The following is a 20,532-nucleotide window of genomic DNA, read 5'->3' as shown; positions in this document are numbered from 1 at the left end:
CTCTGAGCGTATACCTCGCGTATATACCTCGGGCGTACAGCGAGGGTCGTGATTCCGCTGTCAAGGTCAGGCATTCGGGCGGCGGATGCGCGCCAGTGCCCGCCAGGAGGTCGGGCAGGCGGCCGGCTCGCGGTGCTACGGCCCCTCGGGCGGTGGCTGACCGCGGGGGCGGGTCTCGGCCGGGACGCCGGGCCGTTCGGGATGCCAGTCCCCGAAGAGCCGGCCGGACGCCTGGCGGCAGCCGATGTCGTGGGCGCAGGCGGCGGTGCACTCGTCGGCGACACCGTCGGCGATGGTGGTCAGCCCGAGCCGGAGCGCGGCGGTCAGGTAGGCGTGGGAGAGCGCGGCCGTGGCCGGGTCGTACAGCGTCCCGCTGAGTGCCGCGATGAGCGACTCGTGCAGGACGACCATGTCGACGGGGAGGATGCGCAGCGCGTCGGGGATGGTGTCGGTCGTGCCCACCTCCGCCAGCGAGATCCGCACCCCGAGGTCGTGCAGGCGCCTGAGCGCGCGCGCCGTGGTGTGCAGGTCGGGTGCTCGGGAGGTGCCCTCGAGCTTGAGCACCAGCGTCTGCGGCCGTACTCCGGTGGCGTCGACGGCGGCAAGGATCTGCCGGGTGATGTCCTGGCCGGCCAGCCGGGCCGCGGAGAGGGGGATGTGGACCGGCAGCGGCCCGCCCGCCGCGTCGGGGTGGCTGGCGGCGTGCGCGCAGGCCGCCTGGAACAGCAGCTCGTCGAGGGCGGGCGCGAGGCCAGCGGCGGTCGCGGCGGTCAGCATCCGGTCGACGGGCACCGTGCCGAGGGTGGGATGGTGCCAGGTCAGCCGGGCCTCGTGTGCGACCGAGGTCCTGCCGACGAGCTCGACGACGGGCCGGTAGTCGACCACGAGGCGTCCGCCGGCCGGATCGCCGCGGATCGCCGCCCCCAGCGCCGCGTGCAGCGCGGCCAGGGTGTCCGGCCCGGCGAGCCGCGGGCTGTACAGGACAAGCCCACCGTCACCCTGGGCCTTGGCCGTGTACATCGCCAGGTCGGCGTGATGGAGGAGCGTCTCGGCGTTGACCGGCCCGGCGGCGGGTTCGACCACGGCCAGCCCGGTGCTGGCCCGGACGACGTAGTAGGCGCCGGCGAGCAGGAACGGCTCCCTGACGGCGTCCGTGAGCCGCCGCGCCACCTCCGCCGGGTCGGCGGCCTCCAGCAGCACCGCGAACTCGTCGCCGCCGAGCCGGGCGACGGTGTCGGAGGCGCGCACGGCGGCCCGCAGCCGGCGGGCCGTCAGCCGCAGCAGCTCGTCGCCCGCGGCGTGCCCGAGGGTGTCGTTGACGCGCTTGAAACCGTCGAGATCGCAGAAGAGCACGGCCAGCCGGCCAGGGACCCGGGCCTGCCGGCTCAGGGCGTGCGCGAGCCGGTCAGTGAACAGCGCACGGTTGGCCAGCCCGGTCAGCGGGTCGTGGAACGCCAGGTGGCGCAGGGCGACCTGGTCCTCCTCGACCCGGTCCACCAGCCGGAGGTTGTCCGCGAGGGTGACCATCTGACGGGCAAGGGTGAGGGTCAGCAGCGCGAGCAGCCCGCACATCTCCACGGTCAGCCCCCGTTGCCCGGCGACCGCGGCCAGGGCGACTCCGCCGGCCGCCACCAGCGGCACGTAGGGCAGCGCGGCCTGCCACCAGCGGCGCCGTGGGCGGCGGAGCGGTGCCTCGGGCAGATCGGCGTCCGCCGGTAGTACGGACGGCGCCGATGCCGGTGCGGAGGCTGATGCCGTCGGCAGCAGGGTGGCCAGCGCGATCAGCGGCGGCCCCACCACATAGCCGAGATCGAACAGGCGCAGGTAGTCCGTCAGCCCGCGGACCTCGGTGAAGATCTGCACGAACAACGGGAAGATGCACGCGAACTGCCCGAGGCCGAGCAGGACGAGGCCGTCCGGGCGCCGGAGCCGGCGGAAGGCGAGGACGAGGACCACGGCGACTATCTGCACCACCCCGACCGCCGTGAGCCCGAAGGAATACAGCTCCTCCGAGGACCTGGTCCCGGGGCGCACGAGACTGTCGAGGATGATGATCCAGGCCAGGAGGGCGAGCGCTCCGGTCACGATGAGGCTGTCCAGGACGATCACCAGGAGCCAGCGGCGGTCATGGTGTCCGGTCGGGCCTCGGATGGTGACGTCGTACGGCTGGGACGGATAGAGCATCAGCCCGGCCAGCCCGCACGCAAAGGGCACGAGGAACACCAGGACGGTGGCGTCGAACTCGGGAATCGCGTTTCCCTGTTCCGCCACGCGGAGCAGGAACGGGACGGCTATCACCGCGCCGAACAGGAGCATCACGCCCACCAGGGCGCGCCACCACCGCTCGACCCCGTGATGCCGGCTCGCCGTCCACGCGCAGATGACGGTGCCGACCATCGTGGCCGCGGCGTTGGCCGCGCGGATGGCGGTCAGCGCCTCGTGGGAGGGCAGCACCAGTGCGCAGATCACCACGGCGACCGTGAAGCCGGCGAGTCCGACGGCGAACCGGCGAGCCGCCTGACCCGCCCGCGGACTGGCTGTTGTCATCCCACCGTCGCCCATACCCCGTCCAGTCCCTCCCGCCGGCCCTGAGCCTGTGCGGGCAAGGGGCACCGCGGGACCGGCCGCCACGGATGTCGTACCCTGACATAACCAGTTGTACGCCATCGGACGCATAGAGTGATGATGATTGAAGCGGCCGATGGCTGGCACGGTGGCCGACGTGATGGTGGCGACGCTGAAGGCGTCCGGGGTGCGACGGGTCTACGGAATCCCGGGCGACTCGCTGAACGGGTTCACCGACGCGTTGCGCCGCGACGGCGCGAGCAGATTGGCCGCCGGGTACCGGCGCGGGTGCCGCTGGTCGGCACAGTCAAGGACACGATCGACGCCCTGCTGCCGCTGATCACCCCCAAGAGCGACTCCGGGCGTCTCGACCGGATGACCGCGCACTACCGCCGGGCCGGGCCCGGCCGGACAGTTTGGCCCGCCCCGGCCGCGACGGCGCCCCGCTGCACCCGCAGTACATCGCCGCCACGATCGACCGGCTCGCCGCCGCCGCCGCGGTCTTCACCGCCGACGTCGGCACGCCCTCGATGCAGCTCGCTGGCAGGCGCGGGGCCCTTCCGACATTGGTCCGATCCATGACAAATCGGTCGAACCTGTCGGTGGCTCGGTCTACGGTGGCCACTGCTGGAGATCCACGCGAGGAGGCGGGCAGTGACCACACTTCCGGACCGGCCGAACACCGCGCTGCTCGTGGTGGACGTGCAGAACGCGGTCGTCAACAGCGCGTACCAACGGGACGCGGTCATCGCGAACGTGGCCTACCTGGTCGAGAAGGCGCGGCGGGACCAGGTGCCGGTCATCTGGGTGCAGCAGACCGACGAGCACCTCGTGCCGGAGAGCGACGGCTGGCGGATCGTCCCCGAGCTGCTCCCGGGCGACGAGGAGCGGCGCATCGAGAAGCGCTACGGCGACTCCTTCGAGGACACGGGCCTGGCGGGCGTGCTGGCCGGGCTGCGTGTCGGGCGGCTCGTCGTGGTCGGTGCGCAGACCGACCAGTGCATCCGCTCGACGCTGCACGGCGCGCTCGCCCGGGGCTACGACGCGACGCTGGTCAGCGACGCCCACACCACCGAGGACACCACGGCGTGGGGCGCCCCGCCGCCGGAGGCGGTCATCGCCCACACCAACCTGTACTGGACCTACCAGACAGCCCCGGGCCGCACGGCCGGCACCGTCGAGACCAAGAACGTCGACTTCGCCGGCGCGTCCTGAGCACCGCTTCGAGCTGAGACCCGCCGCGGCGGGCACGCCGGCATCCCTCCGCCAGCTGTCGGCCCGGTCTGTGCCGGCCGGGCCGGCGTCGTGGACCAGCACCGCGATCTGGGCGCGGTTGTTCAGGTCGAGCACGGGGCCTGGCACGGCGCCGGCCGCGCCTCCGGTCCGGCCTCCGGTCAGGCCGGCCATGGCAGCCACGCCCACTTCGGCGGGGGCATCGGCCAGGTGAGCATGCTGCTCGGGACCGCCGGGCACGCGGCGAGCGCGGTCACGTTGGTAGACCGAGGCTCGCTGGCCGTCGCGCTCGGCCTCTTCGCGCTCACCGCCTTCCATCTCGTCGTCGGATGGAAGCTCCACCGGCTCTCCCGGACCGGGTCGCTTACCTGCGTCTCGACCGGGCAGGGCCTGTCGTGGCGAGGCGCTGGGAGCCCGCCGCAGGGGTCGTCTCCTCGCGGGTGGCATGGCTCGTCGACAGTGCGGCCGGCCGCCGAGGGTCATTGCCGCCCGCCTCACGACCTGGCAGGCAGGCCGAGACCCTACTGGTACTTCGGCTGCTGGTCGTTCCCGTCGCATCTCGAGGAGTCGCTGAGGAGCAGCTGATGGCGAAGGCAGTTGGCATCGATCTGGGCACGACCAACTCGGTGATCGCCGCGTGGGAGGGCGGCGAACCACGAGTCATCCCGAATGCCGAGGGCTCGCGGACCACGCCCTCGGTGGTCGCGTTCACCGAGGGCGGCGAGCGGCTGGTCGGCCAGCTGGCCCGACGGCAGGCGATCCTCAACCCGAAAGCCACGATCTACTCCGCCAAGCGGTTCGTCGGCCGGCACTACGACGAGATCAGCGAAGAGGCCAAGGCCGTGACCTTCGACGTCGTCCCCGGCCCCGGGGGCGCCGTCCGGTTCAACGTGCGGGACAAGCCGTACTCGCCGGAGGAGATCAGCGCGCTCGTGCTGCGCAAGCTCGCCGAGGACGCCGCGAAGAACCTCGGGGAGAAGGTCACCGAGGCGGTCATCACCGTGCCCGCCTACTTCAACGACGCGCAGCGCACCGCGACCAGGGACGCGGGCCGGATCGCCGGGCTCGAGGTGCTGCGGATCATCAACGAGCCGACCGCCGCCGCGCTCGCCTACGGGCTCGACAAGCACGGCCACGAGACCGTCCTGGTTTTCGACCTGGGCGGCGGCACCTTCGACGTCAGCGTCCTCGACGTCGGCGACGGGGTCGTGGAGGTCCGCGCGACGGCCGGGGACAGCCACCTCGGCGGCGACGACTTCGACCGCCGGCTTGTCGACCACCTCGCTGACGGGTTCCACCAGGAGCAGGGCATCAACCTGCGCGCGGACCCGCAGGCGCTGCAACGGCTGTTCGAGGCCGCCGAGAAGGCGAAGGTGGAACTGAGCTCGGTGACCCAGACGCAGGTCAACCTGCCGTTCATCACCGCCGACGCCGCCGGGCCGCGGCACCTGACCACCACCGTCATGCGGTCCACGTTCGAGCAGATCACCGCCGACCTGGTGGAGCGCACGCTGGGCCCGGTGCGGCAGGCGATGGAGGACTCCAAGGTCGCCGCCGAGGACCTGGACGAGGTGATCCTGGTCGGCGGCGCCACCCGGATGCCCGCGGTGCAGATCCTGGTGCGCCGGCTCACCGGCGGCAAGGAACCGAACATGAGCGTCAACCCCGACGAGGTGGTCGCGCTCGGGGCGGCGATCCAGGCCGGGGTGCTCAAGGGCGAGGTCTCGGATGTGCTGCTGCTCGACGTCACCCCGCTCTCGCTCGGGGTGGAGACGCGTGGCGGCCTGATGACGAAGATCGTCGAACGCAACACGACGATCCCGGTCCGCCGCTCGGAGGTGTTCTCGACCGCGCAGGACGACCAGCCGGCCGTCGACATCGTGGTGCTGCAGGGCGAGCGGGACCGGGCCTCGGACAACCGGGCGCTCGGCCGGTTCCGGCTGGAGAACATCCGGCCCGCGCCGCGCGGCGAACCGCAGATCGAGGTCACCTACGACATCGACGCCAACGGCATCCTGAACGTCACCGCCCGCGACAAGGACACCGACGCGCAGCAGGGCATCACGATCAGCGAGACCTCGAACCTCCCGAAGGACGAGGTCGAGCGCATGATCGCGGAAGCCGAGCGGCACCGGGCCGAGGACCACGAGGCCCGCGCGGGCATCGACGCGCGCAATGAGCTGGACTCCGTCGCCTACCAGGTGGAGCGCCTGCTGGCTGAGCTCGGCGACGGCGCGCCGCCGCACGAGAAGGCGCGCGCCGACCTGCTGGTCGCCGAGGCCCGCCAGGCGGTCAAGGAGGAGGCGCCGCTCGACCGGGTCCGGTCGCTGACGTCCGATCTCCAGCAGGTCTACCACGGCCTCGCCGCCCCCAGATCCGGAGCGGCCGGCCCAGGCGGTCCCACGGGGGACGCCGGGACGGGCGGCCCGGCCGGCGGCCCGGGGCAGCGCGGCGCGCAGCCGCCGCCGGCTGGCGGGGCGCCCGGAGCCGACGACGTCATCGACGCCGACTTCGACCGGGGCTGATCCGATGATGACCACCGAGCAGGGGCGGGGAGAAGATCCGGGCCGGTTCCAGGAGGAGCCCGCCGCCGCGGAGCCGGCGGAACTGGCCCGGCGGTGGCGGCAGGCCGCCGCCGACCTCGACAACCTTCGCAAACGGTTCAGCCGCGACCTCGACCGGGAACGGGACGCCGCCAGGGACGGCGCGGCCGCCGCCTGGCTGCCCGTCGTCGACCACCTGGATCTCGCGCTCACCCATGCCGACGCCGACCCGCGCTCGGTCGTGGCCGGCGTCCGGGCCATCCGCAACGAGGCGCTCGGCGTACTGGACCGGCTCGGCTACCGCCGCCACGAGGAGGTCGGGATGCCCTTCGACCCGGCCCGGCACAGCGCGGTGGCCCTCGTCGACCAGCCGGACGTGCCGCCGGGCACGGTGGTGGCAGTGGTCCGCCCCGGCTACGGCGACGCCGAGCGGCAGCTACGCCCCGTCGCCGTCGCTGTCGCTCAGCAGCCGCCGAAGGCCACCGCCGCCGAGGACGCGGCGCCCGACGGCGGCCGGGACCGCGCGCGCCCACCGCGACCGGCCGGCGGGCAACCGGGGCAGGCGGGCGGCCGTGGCGCCGCCCGTCCCGCGGAGTGACCCGCGGTGGCCCGTGACTACTACGAGGTTCTCGGCGTCGGGCGGGGCGCCAGCGCCGAGGAGATCCAGCAGGCCTACCGGCGGCTCGCCCGCCGCTACCACCCGGACGTCAACGCGGACCCGGCGGCCGAGGAACGGTTCAAGGAGGTCGGCGAGGCGTACCACGTGCTGTCCGACCCGAAGACGAGGGCGCGTTACGACCGGTTCGGCGAGGACTTCCGGCGGCTCCCAGAGGACTTCGACGAGCGGGTGGCCGCCGGAGTCGGCGCGGACACGGGCTGGGCCCGCGGCGGCGGCGGCCGGGTCCGCGGCGTCCGGGTCGGCCCAGGCGGCACGGGTGGTCCGGGGGGCTTTGGAGCGGGCGGGTTCGAGGACCTGTTCGGCGACTTCTTCGGGGCTGGCCGCGGCGCGCGAGGTGCCACGGGGCCGATCCCCGGCGCGGACCAGGAAGCCGAGCTGGCGGTGACGGTCGAGGAGGCGTACCGGGGCGGCCGGCGGCGGGTGGCACTGGCCGGCCCGGACGGCCCGCGTAGCTACCAGGTGACCATCCCGCCCGGGGTGGTGGACGGGCAGCGCATCCGGCTGGCCGGCGAGGGCGGCCGCGGCAGCTCCGGTGGCGCGGCCGGCGACCTGTACCTGCGGGTGCGCCTCGCGCCGCACCCCCGCTATCGGCTGCGCGGCCGCGACATCTCCGTCACCCTGCCGGTCGCCCCCTGGGAGGCGGCTCTGGGCGCGACAGCCCCGGTCACGACGCCGGGCGGGGAGGTGAAGGTACACGTTCCGGCCGGCTCGTCGACGGGCCGCCGGCTGCGGCTGCGCGGCGAAGGGATGCCGAACCGTGCCGGAGCGCCCGGTGACCTGTACGCGGAGGTCAGCATCGCGGTGCCGGCGACGCTGACCGAGCGGGAAGGGGCGCTGTTCCAGGAGCTCGCGACCGTGTCGGACTTCGACCCGAGGGAGGGCCGAGCACGATGAGCACCCGATCACAGGGGGCGCCACAGGTGCCGTACGGCGCGGCCGAGGGGCGCCGCTACCCGCTGGCACCGGCTCGCCCGCGGCCCGCCCTGGCCGTGGGGTCACGGCTCACGCTGGAGACCGTCGCGAGCCGTAGCGGGCTGCATCCCGACCTGGTCCGCCGGTTCGTGGCACTGAGCCTGCTGGAGGCGACCCGGGACGACCGCGGCGATCTCTGGTTCCCGCCGAGGACGCTGGCCACGATCGCGCGGATCCAACGACTGCGCGCCAGTCTCTGCCTGAACTATGCCGCGATGGGCCTCGTCCTCGACCTGCTCGACCGGATCGAGGAACTGGAGGCCGCGGCGCGCGCGGGCGCGTCGGCCATGGCGGCGCCGCCAGGTGGGCCGGCGCCCCGCGACCGGCCACCGACGGTCCGCTAGCAGCCGCTGACGGTTCTGAACAGCCGCCCATCGGGAGGGACCGCGGACGGGCAGGAGCTCCGCTATCGCGGTGCGGGGCGTGGGAGTGTCGCCTCCACTCTGTTGCGTCCGCCGTGTTTTGCCCGGTATAGCGCCGTGTCGGCGAGTTCGACGAAGGCTGTCGGGTCGTCGTCGGGGGTGGGGGTGATCGCGGTGACGCCGATGCTCACGGTGACGATGTGGTCGGCGACCGGCGGGTGTGGTTCGGCGAGCTCGGCGACGGCGGAGCGGAGCCGGTGGGCGATTCGGGTGGCGACGCGAAGGTCGGTGTCGGGCATCACGATGGCGAATTCCTCGCCGCCGTAGCGGGCGGTCAGGTCGGTGTCGCGGGTGTTGTCGCCGAGGCAGGCGGCGACGTGTTGGAGGCAGCGGTCGCCGGCGGTGTGGCCGTAGTGGTCGTTGTAGGCCTTGAAATGATCGATGTCGATCATGGCGAGCCCGATGGGTGCTGCCTGGTGCGTGGCTCGGGGCCATTCGGCGTCGAGGACCTCGTCGAGGCGCCGACGGTTGGCGAGCCCGGTCAGTGGGTCGGTGATTGTGAGCTGTTCGAGGCGCTGGTTGGCGGCCGCGAGTTGTCGGGTGCGTTCGGCGACCTTTCGCTCAAGGGATGCGTAGACCGTTGCGTTGTCGAGGGAGACGGCCAGTTGTCCGGCGATGAGCATGATTCCTTCGAGGCGTTCGGTGGTGAAGGCGCCGCGGATCATCCGGTTCTCCAGCAGCAGCATCGCCCGTAGCTCACCGCGGATCATGATGGGAATTGCCAGCAGGGAGCAACGGTCCAGGTCGGTGAGGTAGGCGTCGCGGCGGAACCGGTCGTCGCGGGTGGCGTCCGCGATGATGACGGGTTCGTGGGTGCGTTCGGCGTACCAGACGACCGAGAGTGGAAGTAGTCGCCGCCGGCCGGCCTCCCGCAGCGAGACGGTGCTGGCGTCGCCAGCCGGCACCGACCAGTCCCGCAGCTCCTGATCGCGCAGCAGCAGGTGGACGCCGGTGGCGCCGGTCATCGTCGACAGGATGTTCACGACTCTGGCTCGTAGCCCCTCGACGCTGGTCTCGGAGCTGAGTGCCTGGGAGGCGGCGACGACGCCGAGCAGGTCGATGGTGCCGGTGGTGATGGTGGCGCGGCGCGCGGCGGGCCGCGCCGGTGGTCGCGTGGCCGGCTGGGCGCCAGCGGGCTCGGCGCGTAGCGTCGGGTGGGCCCAGTCGAGCTGGCTGACCTTCGCGGTCGCGCCCCAGTCCAGGTACTGGCGACGGGCGGCGTCGAGCAAGGCACTCCCGCCTGCCGCCATGCCGTGGGCGAGGTGGAACCGGGCGGCGCGTTCCAGGATCAGCGCCCGATGCCACGGGCGCGCCCGTACCGGGGCCTCGCACTGTGCCACGTCGAACGCGTACGCCGCCGCGCGGAAGTCGCCAGCGGCCCAGGCCCGCTCCGCCTCCGCCAGGCGCAGCAGGTGCAGGAAGTTGACCGGCGCGTCGGCCGCACGCCCGGCCAGCCACTCGACCGACTCGTCCAGCTCGGCCAATATCGCCTCGCGCCGGCCCATCTCTGTAGTTGTGCGGGCATGCCAGGCCAGTGCCATGGCCCGCAGCAGGTGCGCCCTCGCCACCACATAGGTCGGCCCGAGGAAAGGCAGCAATGGCATGACGGCTTCCGTGCACTGGGCAAGCTCAGCCGGGCGATCGAGGATGGCCGCGGCGAAGGCCCGGTTGAGATGCAGGTAGGCGGTGGCGATCGGGTTGGCGGCCAGCCTGCTCAGCTTTGCCGCCTCGTCGGCCGCCGAGTCGATGGCCTCGCCGCGCAGTACCAGGGCCAGCTGGCTCCAGGTCCGCAATGACTCCTCGGCGTGGCCATTGCCGGTGCGTGTGGCGAACGCCAGCGCGGCGTCGACCTGAGCGACCAGGGCGTCCAGCGACGGCGCGCAGTCCAGCAGGTCGATTACCAGTACGATATGGGCCCAGCACGCGCTCTGCAGATTGCCATTCTGGACAAGTTCTTCCAGCGCGTGGCGCGCCTCGGACACGTTGTCCTCGAGCGGGTCGAACCAGTGACCGGTACTGAGCACGTACAGGAACCGCGCCCGCGACATGTCCGGCTCGAAGCCGCGTTCCCGACCGACCGCGAGGATCCGCCGCAGGATGCGATACCCGGTGCGGTAGTCCTGCCTGCGGGCGCTAGTCACGAACATGGCATGGCCGGCCGGGCCGAGCAGGGCGGGATCCGGGCCGTGCCGTGCCCACATCCGCAGCGCCTGCACGGTCAGCCAGGCCATCATCGCCTGGTCGCAGAAGTGCGCCGCGGGCATGACGGAGTCGACGACCCTGAAGGCGTCGAGCCGCGAGCGATCGGTGACTCTCGGCCGGCGCAGATCGTCGGATTCGCTGGTCTGGTCTATCCATTGATAGACCGCGTCAAGTCCGCGGTCGATCTCGGCGTCGAGATGGTCGCGGTCCGGGACGGCGAGGCCGAGCTGGCGCAGCTGGTCGAGGCCGAGCCGCATCGCCTCGCCGGTCCGGCCCCGGTTGGTGATGCTCCTGACCTGCACCACGGTGGCGTCCGTGCGCTGCGCCGGGTGGATGCACAGCCGGGTGATGGTCTGGTAGACCTCGTCGGCGTCGTCCAACCTTCCGAGGCCATACAGGGCGGCGTGCCGGCCGGTGTGGACCGCGATCAACTGGTCGGTGTCGGTCGGGTCGATGAACGTCGCCGCCGCGGTCAGGAACCGCTCCACCAGTGGGTCGTTGCTCAGCAGTTTCGCCTCGTCGGCGGCGCGCCGGAAGAGCTTTGTCATCCGCTGCCGCTCCGCGGGGTCGTGCACGGCGTCGGCCACGGGCAGGTACTGCTCCGCCGCGACGGCGAACAACTCACCTCGGCCGGCCAGGCGTCGGGCCAGTCGCAACCGCTCGGCGCGTAGCGCCTGTGCGCCGAGGCCGCGCAGGACGGACTCCCGCGTCCGGTCGTGGTGAAACCGCACGCCGGGCCGGCCGTCGGACTCCCGCACCAGCAGGCCGTTGGTGAACGCGGGACCGAGCCGCCGCTCGACCTCGTCCACCGGCAGACCGGCCGCGGCCTCGAGGAGGTCCAGGTCCACCCGGCCGGCCAGGCAGGCCATCACCGCCAGCACATCCCTGGTGTTCGGCGGCAACGCGGCCACGTGCGCGGCCAGCAGTTCGGTCACGTCCACGTGCTCCAGCCGGCCGCGCAGCGTGGACTGATCCCATCGCCAGCCACGATCATCACAGACCAGTACGCCCTCGTGGCGAAGCGAGTTGAGCAGCTCCACCGTGTCGTTCGGATTGCCTCCGGTGGCTGGCGCGATCAGCCGCGCCAGCTCGGCGGCGGGCCGCGGGGCCAGGCGCAGCAGGTCGGCCACCATCCCCGCCTGACCTTCCGGCGTCAGGTTGCCCAACCGCAGGTGGTACGGACCGACCGGCTGCCGGCGCCACCGGGCGAGCATCGGGGCCAGCGGATGAGCGGTATCCACCTCGCTCTCCCGGTACGCGCCGACCATCAGCAGCCCCTCGACCTGCTCCTCGCCGCCGAGGAGCAGGTCGACGAAGCCCAGTGGCGTTCGCCCGGCCCACTGCAGGTCGTCGACGAAGAACACCACCGGCCGTTTCCGGGAAGCGATGGCGCGCAGCATCTCGAATCCGGCGCGTTGAGCTCGTACCTGCGCGGTCATCGGATCGCCCTGCGCTGGGGGGACCTTGAGCAGCGCCGCCATCTCCGGCACAACGGCGCTGATCAGTCCGGCGTTGGCTCCCAACGCCCGAAGCATCCGCTCCCGTAGCTCGACGACATAGTCCTCCGGCTCGGCCAGCAACAACCGGCCCAGTGCCCGGAACGCCTGCCGAACCGCGTCGTACTCCTGGTCCCGGCGATACTGGTCGAACTTGCCGGCCACGAACCAGCCATCGCCACCGGCCACGACGGGCCGCAGCTCGTTGACCAGGGACGTCTTGCCCACCCCCGGTGCGCCACCGACCAGGAGCCCACGGCAGCGGCCCGCCATCGCCTCGACGAAGGCCACGCCCAGTTCGCCGATCTCCTCCCCACGCCCGGCCAGCCGGGACGGCGTCAGCGGCCACGCCGGAAGATCGTGGTCGCCGGGATGTACCGCCACGCCGCGGCCCAGCAGTGCGAGATCATGCACCAGCCCGTCGGCGCTCTGATAGCGATCGTCTGGCTCCTTCTCCAACAGATGCATGATGATCGCCGACAGGCCGGCCGGCACCGCCGGGTTCACGGCCGACGGCGGTGCCGGTGCGCGCGCGAGATGGTCATGGATGATCCGCAGCGGTTCGCCCGTGCCGAACGGCGGCGAACCGGTCGCCAGCTCGTACAGGGTTGCCCCAACGGCGTACAGGTCGGCCCGCTGGTCGACCTGGCGACCGGTTCGGCCGGTCTGCTCCGGCGCCAGGTACGGCAACGTCCCGACGATCTCGCTGTGGTGGACGAACTCCGGCTGGACTGCCGCGAAGGTCGTAGCCAGCGCGAAGTCGATGAGGCAGGGCGTGCCCCGGTCGCCGCTCACCACGATGTTCGCGGGATTGATGTCCTGATGCACCAAACCCCGGTGATGCACCCCGGCCACGGCGCGCGCGAGCGATCCGGCCAGATCGACCAGCTCGGCCGCCGCGAGTGGCATGGCCCGCTCGGACAGAGCTGTGCCGCCGACATCGACCAACAGGACCGACCCACCCGACGGCGGCACCCCGGCCGCCAACTGCGCGACCCCCTCGACACCGGACAGCTGCTCGAGGATCTCGACCTCATGCCGCAGCCGTCGCTGCGCGTCAGGACCCAGCGGTTCCTTCCGGATCACACTTCCGGATGGCGACACCAGCCGCGAGACCCGGGTCCGCGCCGTCTCATGAAGCAGCTCCACTCGCGCCGCCGGCGGCGGATCCCGGCTCGGTCCCGTTCGCTGGAGTCCCATCTGCCAACCTCACGCCGTGTCACAAACGGCTCACCCTTCCAGCCTTCCCGCGATCACGGTGACGCAACAGGGCAGCCGGACTCAGGTCGAGGCGAGCCGGATGCGGCAGCAATGATCCCCAACAGGGACTCGCCCTGGACGATCAGTGGCGTCCGGCATGTGACACGCTATCGTTTTATATGTAAGAATCCTCTTACAGGTGAAGGAGGGACGTGACGGAGGCCCGGCCGACCGGTGACGAGCTGGTCGAGATGCTGGCGGCCCTGGCCAACCCGTTGCGGCTGCGCATCGTCGCCACGTTGGCCACCGGTCGTGACTATGTGAGCCACCTGGCTCGGGTGATCGGCGTGAGCAGGCCGCTCATGCACATGCACCTGCAGCGTTTGGAGGCTGCCGGCCTGATCGTCGGCAGCCTGGAGCTCTCGGAAGACGGCAAAGCCATGAAGTACTACGAGGTCACCGATTTCGACCTGCGCCTGACGGCGTCCGCGCTGGCCGTCGCGGCACGCAGCCTGACCAGCCATGACCCGGACAAGGGTCACGCACCCAAGGAGAGCTCCTGATGTATCTCGCCGAGGATGACTTCGGCGCCGGCACGGGGATTGCCGCCGCCGCGTTCATGATCGCCGCCGCCGCCGTGATCATCGCCATCCTGTGGTTCACCTTCGACTACCGCAAGACCAAGCTCCGGACCGCGCAGACGGAGGACCTGCGGCAGCTCGTCCAGCGGTTCGAGCAGCTCGCCGAGAGCTCGATGGATGCCCAGCAGCGGGTGGCCACCGACGTCGCCGAGCTCCGGGGCCGTACGGCCTCGATCGAGAAGATCCTCAGGTCCGTCGATTAGCTGGTACACGGCCACGGGCACCTCGTGGCTCTCGCCCTCTCGCCTGGCCAAGCCCGGAGCTCGCCCAGGACATCCGGGCACACTCCGCACCGCACCCCCAGCTACCCGTCCACCTCGTCCAGGTCGCGGCCTGGGTCACCGAGCAGCGGCTGCGCCAACGCTTGTGAAGGCTCGGTCAATTGCCCGATGCCCGCGCCCGTTATCCGTGCTAGCAGGGAGATCGAGCCGGCGGCGTGCCGGTAGTTTGACCGATGGCCGGCCCCGTGCGGCAGTCCTAGCGTCCACCCCATGTCACGCGCTTCGAGGCTTGCGCCCCTGCCCGCGGCGGGCGAACAGCCGCCGCGCGCGGTGCCGCAGACCCTGACCGTCCCGTCCCGCTTCTGCGGGCCGCCCGACAGCGCCAACGGTGGCTACGTGGGCGGTCGCCTCGCCGGGTACCTCGACGGCCCGGCTACGGTCACCCTGCGCCGACCGCCGCCGCTGGCCACACCCATGACCGTCGAGGCCGGCGCCGAGGGTTCGGTACGCATCCGTCACGCTGGCACGTTCATAGCCGAGGCCGCGCCCGCCCAGGACCGCCCGGCGCTGCGCGTACCCGACACCGTCTCGATGGCCGAAGCACGTGCGGCAGAGGGCCACTCGCGATACTTCCAACGTCCGGAGTTTCCGACCTGCTTCGTCTGCGGCACTCGCCGTGGGCGAGGCGACGGCCTGCGTATCTTCCCTGGGCTCGTACGCGGCCGGCCCCTGTGGGCGGCGCCATGGACACCGGATGCCTCGTTGGCGGCCGGCGGCCCGAGCGTGCGCCCGGAGATCGCCTGGGCGGCACTGGACTGTCCCAGTGGGATCGCCGCCATCGAAGCCCATGACATCAGCGAGGATGCCGCCATCCTGCTCGGCCAGATGACCGTCAACGTGGCCTCACTGCCGGCGGTCGGACACGAGTACCAGGTGGTCGCCTGGTCGATCAGACGTGAGGGCCGCAAGCTGATCGCCGGCTCGGCCCTGCTGGTGCAGGGTGGCGAGGTGCTCGCGGTGGCCAGGACGGTGTGGCTCACCGTGCAGCGCCCGGTCCCGAGGATGACCGTGGGCGCGGAAGCGGCGTCATGACGGTGCGGCGCGCTGTGGGGCTCACGCCCGTGGAGACCCGGCGGAGGTCATCGTCAAGGCCGCGGTGCTGGCCGAGGAGCTGGGGTACGAGAGCTTCAGTTTCACCGGCTGGTCTCGGTGCTGTCCGGCTCGATGTCCACGATGAGCATGCCCCGACCAGACCCAGCAACTCCACCGCCGCGTCGTTCAGGCTGACCGTCAACATGCGGCCCATGGTCCCAGCCCTCGCCGACATCCGGCCCAGCAAGCTGGCAACTCGGCATTCTTGGGCATGACGTGCACGAATGCGCAGTGCGCGGCAGGTCTGGAAACGAGGAAGCGCTGGAAACGCTGACTGTCAGTCGGGAACGACCGCCATGCCTTGGAGGCGTTGGGCGTCGAGGGCGGGCGGGAGCCCGAACAGGCGACGGTATTCGCGGCTGAACTGGGAAGCGCTGTCGTAGCCGACCTCGTGGCCGACGGCGGCGATGGTGCCAGGGCTGGCCAGCAGCCTGAGCCGGGCACGCTGCAGGCGGAGCTGCTTCTGATATTGCAGCGGGCTCATCGACGTGGCTGCGCGGAAATGGCGGTTGAGCGTCGAGACGCTGAGCCCGACGCCGGCGGCGAGGTCCGGGACGTGCAGCGTCTCGTCGTAATGATCCCTGATCCAGGCGATCGCGCGGGCGACCAGCGCGATGCGGCTCTCCGCGAGCCCGATCTGGCGGACCAGGCCGCCCTGGGGCCCCGAGAGAAGCCGCCAGTGGATCTCACGGCGCACCGCGCGGGCCAGAACCGGGCGGTCAGCGGGAGAGCCCACCAGCCGCAGCAGGCGCACGACCGCGTCCAGCAGGTCCTCACTGGCGGTGCTGACCGCGAGCGGCGGTCCGTCGTAACGCGCGCCCGGCGCGGCCTCGGTCTCCAGCAGCAGCTGGGCGATCATGCCCGCCTCCAGCGGCATGCTGAACGCGAGGAACGGCTCGGCCGGTGAGGCCGCCGCGATGTGCGAGGTCAGCGGGAGATCCAGAGTGACCACCAGGAACTGGCCCGCGCGGTACTCGAAGACCTCCTCGCCCAGTGCCGAGCGCTTCACGCCCTGCGCGACCAGCGCCACCGAAGGGCGCCCCACGGTCCCCATCGGCGCCGTGGCCGCCGCGGTGGCGAAGACGCTCAGGTCGTCGTCATACCAGCGCGGCGCGGCCGAACCCACCGCCAGCGCGGCGATTCGCTCGCGAAGCTCGGGCAGGCGGTCCTCCACGTCCCCCACTACACCACGTCGACGGCGCCGTCCGCGGGCGGATCGGACGGCCGGCGCGAGCGGATCGTGCAGACCTTCGCGCCGATCGTCCTAGGAGCCGGCCCGCCCCGGCGGTGGACTGAATCCATCACCACGAACCCTCTCTTCAGGAGCACCATGTCCCTGACGTCCTATGTCACGCTCGGCCGGTCCGGCCTGCGCGTCAGCCCGTTCACGCTGGGCACCATGACCTTCGGAAACGACCACGGCTGGGGCTCCGGCCCGGCGGAGTCCAAGGACATCCTCGCCGCCTACCTCGGGGCCGGCGGCAACTCGCTCGACACCGCGAACATCTACACCAACGGCCACTCGGAAGCGATCATCGGGGAGTACCTCTCGGCCAGCCCGGGCCTGCGTGACCGGATCGTGCTAGGTACCAAATTCTTCTGGAACCTCCACTCCGGCGACCCCAACGGTGGCGGCCCGGGCCGCAAGGCGACAGTGCGCCAGCTCGAGGACTCGCTGCGCCGTCTGCGCACCGACTACGTCGACCTGTACTGGCTGCACAACTTCGACCCGGTCACCCCGGTCGAGGAGACCCTGCGGACGCTCGACGACCTGGTGACCGCGGGGAAGATCCGCTACGTCGGCTTCTCCGACGTGCCCGCGTGGGCGACCGCCGAGGCGGCGACCGTCGCCCGGTTCCGCGGCTGGGCGCCGGTCGTGGCGCTGCAACTGGAGTACTCGCTGCTGGAGCGGACCTCCGAAGGAGAGCTGATCCCCATGGCCCAGGCGCTCGGGATGGGCGTACTGCCATGGAGCCCGCTGCGCAGCGGCTTCCTGTCCGGGAAGTACTCCAGCGCCACCACCGGAGCCGACGCGTCCGGCGTCGACACGACACGCGCGGCGATGGTGGGCGCCCCGCGTGCCGAGGACTACGCGGTGATCGACACGGTCAACGAGATCGCCGCCGAGCTCCGCGTCTCTCCCGCTGCCGTCGCGCTGTCATGGGCGCAAGGCCGCCCCGGCATCACCTCGACCCTCATCGGCGCCCGCCGCGTCGACCAGCTGGAGACCAACCTCGCCGCGCTCGACCTCACCATGGGCGACCAGCACCGCGCCCGGCTCGACGAGGTCTCCCGGCCACGGCTGAACTTCCCAGCCGACAACAACGCGGCCCTCTCCCGGCTGGCCCGCAACGGCGGCACGACCGTCGACGGCGTACCGACACCGCTCTCACCGCTTCTCGCCGCCAGCGCCGCCCGCTACTGACCAGGCACCACCACCCATGACAACGAACGCCTTGCTCCCCAGACAACGGACCGCCCATCTCCCAGAGGGCCGAGGCATCGACATCAGTCCCCGGGGGTGGCCGGTCGGTCACGCCCGACGTCGGCGCCGCCGGTGGCGAGGACATGGGTGAGGGCATGTGGTTCTGGGGGGTCCCCGGCCCACTGCCGCACGCCGGCACCTGGCCGCCCAGCCTGCCGGACCCGTCTTCGGCAGCTCATGGAAACGCGCTCAGGCGTCAAATTCGGTTGGGAATGTGATCCGCAGGTCTAGTCCGCCGTCTTTGCCGGGAAGGGCGGTGATGCGCGCGTGGTGGCTGTCGGAAATGGCCTTGACGATCGCGAGGCCGAGGCCGAACCCGCGGCTGCCGGTGCCGCGTGTCTGGTTGGGCCGGCCGCGCCGGAAGGGTTCGAACAGCCCGTCGATGTCGTGGGGGAGGAGCCGCGGGCCGCTGTTGGCAATGGTGAGGTGAGCCCAGGCGCCGGTGATACCGGTAGTGCCAGTGGTGATGGTGACCCAGCCGTCCGGCACGTTGTGGTCGATGGCGTTCTCGACGAGGTTGCGGACGAGCTGGTGGAGCAGGATGGGGTCTCCGAGTACCGGGGCCGCCGTTAGATTGGCGTCGATCCGGGGGCTGCTCGGGCTGTCCGTGCCGGTGTTGGCCAGGATGTCGGCCGCGAGGTCGGCGAGGTCGACGGGTACGGGCTCGGTGAGTTCGTTGGCGCCGTCGGCGAGAGTCAGGAGCCGGTCGACGAGCTCGGCGTTCCTGGCGTTGACGGCCAGCAGGCGGTCAGCGAGGTGAATGGTGTCGGGGTGAGCGTCTGGCCTGGTGGCCTCGAGCTCGATCACGGCTCGTTCCAGCGCGAGCGGGGTGCGAAGCTCATGCGAGGCGCTCGCGACGAAGCGGCGCTGGCCGTCGAAGGCCCGGTCGAGGGTTTCGAGCATGGCGTCGAAGGCGTCGGCGAGCCGTTTGACGTCGTCGCTGTGTCCGGTCAGCGCGATGCGCCGGCCCAGATCGCGGTGGGGGCCGGTCGACCGGGCGATCTGTTCGGCGGTGGTGGTGATGGCATGGAGTGGCCGTAGACCGCGTCCCGCGACGATCCAGCCGGTGCCCGCGGTGGCCAGGCTGATGACGAGGACGATGCCGCTGCCCGGCACGAGCAGTGTGTCCAGTGCGGCGTTCCTGATCTTCTCCTCGTTGTCCCTGATCTGCTCGACGAGCGCGTCGAGGCTGATCCGGTGTCCGTCGGGCGTGGTGATCGTGGCGTCGCCTGACTGGCCGGCCTTCTGCCGGAGGGCGGCGATGCGGGAGTCGGAGTCGCTGGCGAGCTGGGCGTCGAGCCGGGCCTGGACGACCAGATAGAGCAGCGTCAGAATGACCGCCCCGGCAAGGAGGGACAGCACTCCGTACAGCACCGTGAGGCGGGCGCGCAGGCTCAGGCGGCTCATGGGATGCGGTATCCCGCCGCCGGGAGCGTTTCGATCAGCTGGGGTGTGCCGAGTTTGCGGCGCAGCTTCATCACCGTCACGCGGACGGTGTTGGTGAAGGGGTCGATGTTCTCGTCCCAGACCTTTTCCAGGAGGTGTTCGGCGGACAGGACGCCGCCGTCGGCGCGGAGGAGTTCGACAAGGAGCGCGTACTCCTTGTTCGTGAGGGTGATGGGCTGGCCGTCGCGGGTGACGGCCCGGCTGGTCTGGTCCACGCGCAGGCCGGAGCGTTCGAGAACCGGTGCGGCGGCCGGCAGGGTGCGGCGGGCGAGGGCGTGCACCCGGGCGGACAGCTCGGCCAGCGCGAAGGGCTTGACGAGGTAGTCGTCCGCGCCGATCGCGAGCCCTTCGACCCGGGCGCGGATCGCCGAGGCGGCAGTGAGCATCAGAACCCGTGTCGGGCGCCGGGCGGCCACGATCGCGCGGCACACGTCGTCGCCGTGCACGACCGGCAGGTCGCGGTCCAGGACCACGACGTCGTAGTCGTGGGTGGCGCACTTCTCCAGGGCCTCGCCGCCGTCGTAGGCCACGTCGACCGCGAACGACTCCCGCCTCAACGCCTCGCGCAGCGCGTCGGCGAGCTGCGGCTCGTCTTCCACGATCATCACCCGAACCACGGCGCTGCCTACCCCTCTCCTGGCCGGCGCTGACCTATGCAGCGTGGCGCCGCCGGCATAACCAGGGGATAACCCGTGCCGCCGGTCGTTACGGGCTGGTTATCCGCGGCGCCGTCCACTGGCCATGTACTCGGGCACCGCCCGACCGGCTGATGGAGGAAGCGGACGATGCGAACTACACGACGATGGGCGGCCACGACCGCCGGGCTGAGCCTGGCCGCCGTGGTGCTGGCCGGGTGCGGCTCCGGGGGCGGCGCGAGTGCGGCACCTGATGGTGGCGGCTCGGCGACGCCGGCAGCGCAGACCTACGCCGAGTGTATGCGCGACCACGGTGTCGACATGGCTGACCCGGACCCGTCCACCGGGGTTCCGCAGCTCGGGGAGGGTGTCGACCCGGCCGACCCGGCCGTCAAGCAGGCGTCGTCCGCCTGCCAGGATCTTCTTCCCGCGGGCCGGGGGGAGCCGGGCGCGGCGGATCTCGACGTCTATGTGGCCTTCGCGCAGTGCATGCGCGACAACGGCCTGCCAGACTTCCCCGACCCGCAGCCCGGCTCGTCCGGCGGCCTGTTCGCCGGTTCCACCGTGGACCGTGACGACCCGGCGTTCCAGCAGGCGTCCCAGCACTGCCAGGGCATCCTCGACAAGGCCGGTGCGTGAC

At 71.8% G+C, this 20,532-nt stretch carries 17 protein-coding genes; 12 read left to right on the top strand and 5 right to left on the bottom strand.

Going from position 1 to position 20,532, the window contains the following annotated elements:
• Positions 1-135: 135 nt before the first annotated feature.
• Positions 136-2,547 (bottom strand): diguanylate cyclase domain-containing protein, encoded by a 2,412-nt coding sequence (locus QOZ89_RS38040; protein ID WP_312628848.1) that lies wholly within the window; start codon positions 2,545-2,547, stop codon positions 136-138.
• 154 nt (positions 2,548-2,701) lie between these two features.
• Here QOZ89_RS38040 and QOZ89_RS48440 point away from each other — a divergent pair, with 154 nt between their 5' ends.
• The 7 genes from QOZ89_RS48440 (at position 2,702) to QOZ89_RS38005 (ending at position 8,336) form a co-directional block, all read left to right on the top strand.
• Positions 2,702-2,905, top strand: a complete 204-nt coding sequence (locus QOZ89_RS48440) for a thiamine pyrophosphate-binding protein (RefSeq protein WP_083419006.1) — start codon at positions 2,702-2,704, stop codon at positions 2,903-2,905.
• A gap of 314 nt (positions 2,906-3,219) precedes the next feature.
• Positions 3,220-3,780, top strand: coding sequence for an isochorismatase family protein (locus QOZ89_RS38030; RefSeq protein WP_071050227.1), 561 nt, complete (start codon positions 3,220-3,222; stop codon positions 3,778-3,780).
• Between the two features lie 90 nt (positions 3,781-3,870).
• The gene (locus tag QOZ89_RS38025; RefSeq protein ID WP_071050228.1) at positions 3,871-4,383 is read left to right on the top strand and encodes a hypothetical protein; all 513 of its coding nucleotides are present in this window, start codon (positions 3,871-3,873) and stop codon (positions 4,381-4,383) included.
• The gene (gene dnaK, locus QOZ89_RS38020) at positions 4,383-6,323 is read left to right on the top strand and encodes a molecular chaperone DnaK (RefSeq protein ID WP_071050229.1); all 1,941 of its coding nucleotides are present in this window, start codon (positions 4,383-4,385) and stop codon (positions 6,321-6,323) included. Before QOZ89_RS38025 ends, dnaK begins: the two co-directional genes overlap by 1 nt.
• A gap of 4 nt (positions 6,324-6,327) precedes the next feature.
• Entirely contained in the window at positions 6,328-6,939 is a 612-nt protein-coding gene (locus QOZ89_RS38015) for a nucleotide exchange factor GrpE (protein WP_083419007.1), read from the top strand.
• 6 nt (positions 6,940-6,945) lie between these two features.
• Entirely contained in the window at positions 6,946-7,914 is a 969-nt protein-coding gene (locus QOZ89_RS38010; protein ID WP_071050230.1) for a DnaJ C-terminal domain-containing protein, read from the top strand.
• Positions 7,911-8,336, top strand: coding sequence for a chaperone modulator CbpM (locus QOZ89_RS38005; RefSeq protein WP_083419008.1), 426 nt, complete (start codon positions 7,911-7,913; stop codon positions 8,334-8,336). Before QOZ89_RS38010 ends, QOZ89_RS38005 begins: the two co-directional genes overlap by 4 nt.
• Positions 8,337-8,398: 62 nt before the next feature.
• Here the strand turns inward: QOZ89_RS38005 and QOZ89_RS38000 are convergent, their stop codons facing one another.
• A complete protein-coding gene (locus QOZ89_RS38000; protein WP_312628841.1) occupies positions 8,399-13,312 on the bottom strand; it encodes a diguanylate cyclase in 4,914 nt (1,637 codons plus the stop codon).
• Positions 13,313-13,524: 212 nt separating this feature from the next.
• On the opposite strand from QOZ89_RS38000, the gene QOZ89_RS37995 reads away from it, so the two are divergent.
• The 3 genes from QOZ89_RS37995 (at position 13,525) to QOZ89_RS37985 (ending at position 15,266) form a co-directional block, all read left to right on the top strand.
• Positions 13,525-13,875, top strand: coding sequence for an ArsR/SmtB family transcription factor (locus QOZ89_RS37995; protein WP_071050232.1), 351 nt, complete (start codon positions 13,525-13,527; stop codon positions 13,873-13,875).
• Positions 13,875-14,156, top strand: a complete 282-nt coding sequence (locus QOZ89_RS37990) for a hypothetical protein (protein WP_071050233.1) — start codon at positions 13,875-13,877, stop codon at positions 14,154-14,156. Before QOZ89_RS37995 ends, QOZ89_RS37990 begins: the two co-directional genes overlap by 1 nt.
• Before the next feature lie 288 nt (positions 14,157-14,444).
• Complete coding sequence (locus tag QOZ89_RS37985; RefSeq protein ID WP_312628838.1) at positions 14,445-15,266, top strand: hypothetical protein; 822 nt, start codon at positions 14,445-14,447, stop codon at positions 15,264-15,266.
• A gap of 337 nt (positions 15,267-15,603) precedes the next feature.
• Here the strand turns inward: QOZ89_RS37985 and QOZ89_RS37980 are convergent, their stop codons facing one another.
• The gene (locus QOZ89_RS37980; protein ID WP_198543340.1) at positions 15,604-16,509 is read right to left on the bottom strand and encodes an AraC family transcriptional regulator; all 906 of its coding nucleotides are present in this window, start codon (positions 16,507-16,509) and stop codon (positions 15,604-15,606) included.
• A 147-nt stretch (positions 16,510-16,656) separates the two neighbouring features.
• On the opposite strand from QOZ89_RS37980, the gene QOZ89_RS37975 reads away from it, so the two are divergent.
• Positions 16,657-17,751: an aldo/keto reductase gene (locus QOZ89_RS37975; RefSeq protein WP_312628836.1), complete on the top strand. Its 1,095-nt coding sequence runs from the start codon at positions 16,657-16,659 to the stop codon at positions 17,749-17,751.
• Between the two features lie 249 nt (positions 17,752-18,000).
• On the opposite strand, the gene QOZ89_RS37970 is transcribed toward QOZ89_RS37975, so the two are convergent.
• Both QOZ89_RS37970 and QOZ89_RS37965 read right to left on the bottom strand, forming a co-directional pair.
• A complete protein-coding gene (locus QOZ89_RS37970; RefSeq protein WP_312628834.1) occupies positions 18,001-19,218 on the bottom strand; it encodes a sensor histidine kinase in 1,218 nt (405 codons plus the stop codon).
• Positions 19,215-19,862: a response regulator transcription factor gene (locus QOZ89_RS37965; protein WP_312628832.1), complete on the bottom strand. Its 648-nt coding sequence runs from the start codon at positions 19,860-19,862 to the stop codon at positions 19,215-19,217. Before QOZ89_RS37965 ends, QOZ89_RS37970 begins: the two co-directional genes overlap by 4 nt.
• Positions 19,863-20,042: 180 nt before the next feature.
• On the opposite strand from QOZ89_RS37965, the gene QOZ89_RS37960 reads away from it, so the two are divergent.
• Positions 20,043-20,531, top strand: a complete 489-nt coding sequence (locus QOZ89_RS37960; RefSeq protein WP_312628830.1) for a hypothetical protein — start codon at positions 20,043-20,045, stop codon at positions 20,529-20,531.
• The last annotated feature ends 1 nt before the right edge of the window (position 20,532 follow it).

This window comes from Pseudofrankia coriaricola (assembly GCF_032027725.1).
Taxonomy (GTDB): Bacteria; Actinomycetota; Actinomycetes; order Frankiales; family Frankiaceae; genus Pseudofrankia.
The sequence above is the reverse complement of the archived record's forward strand: the minus strand, read 5'-3'. Positions and strand labels throughout refer to the sequence as shown.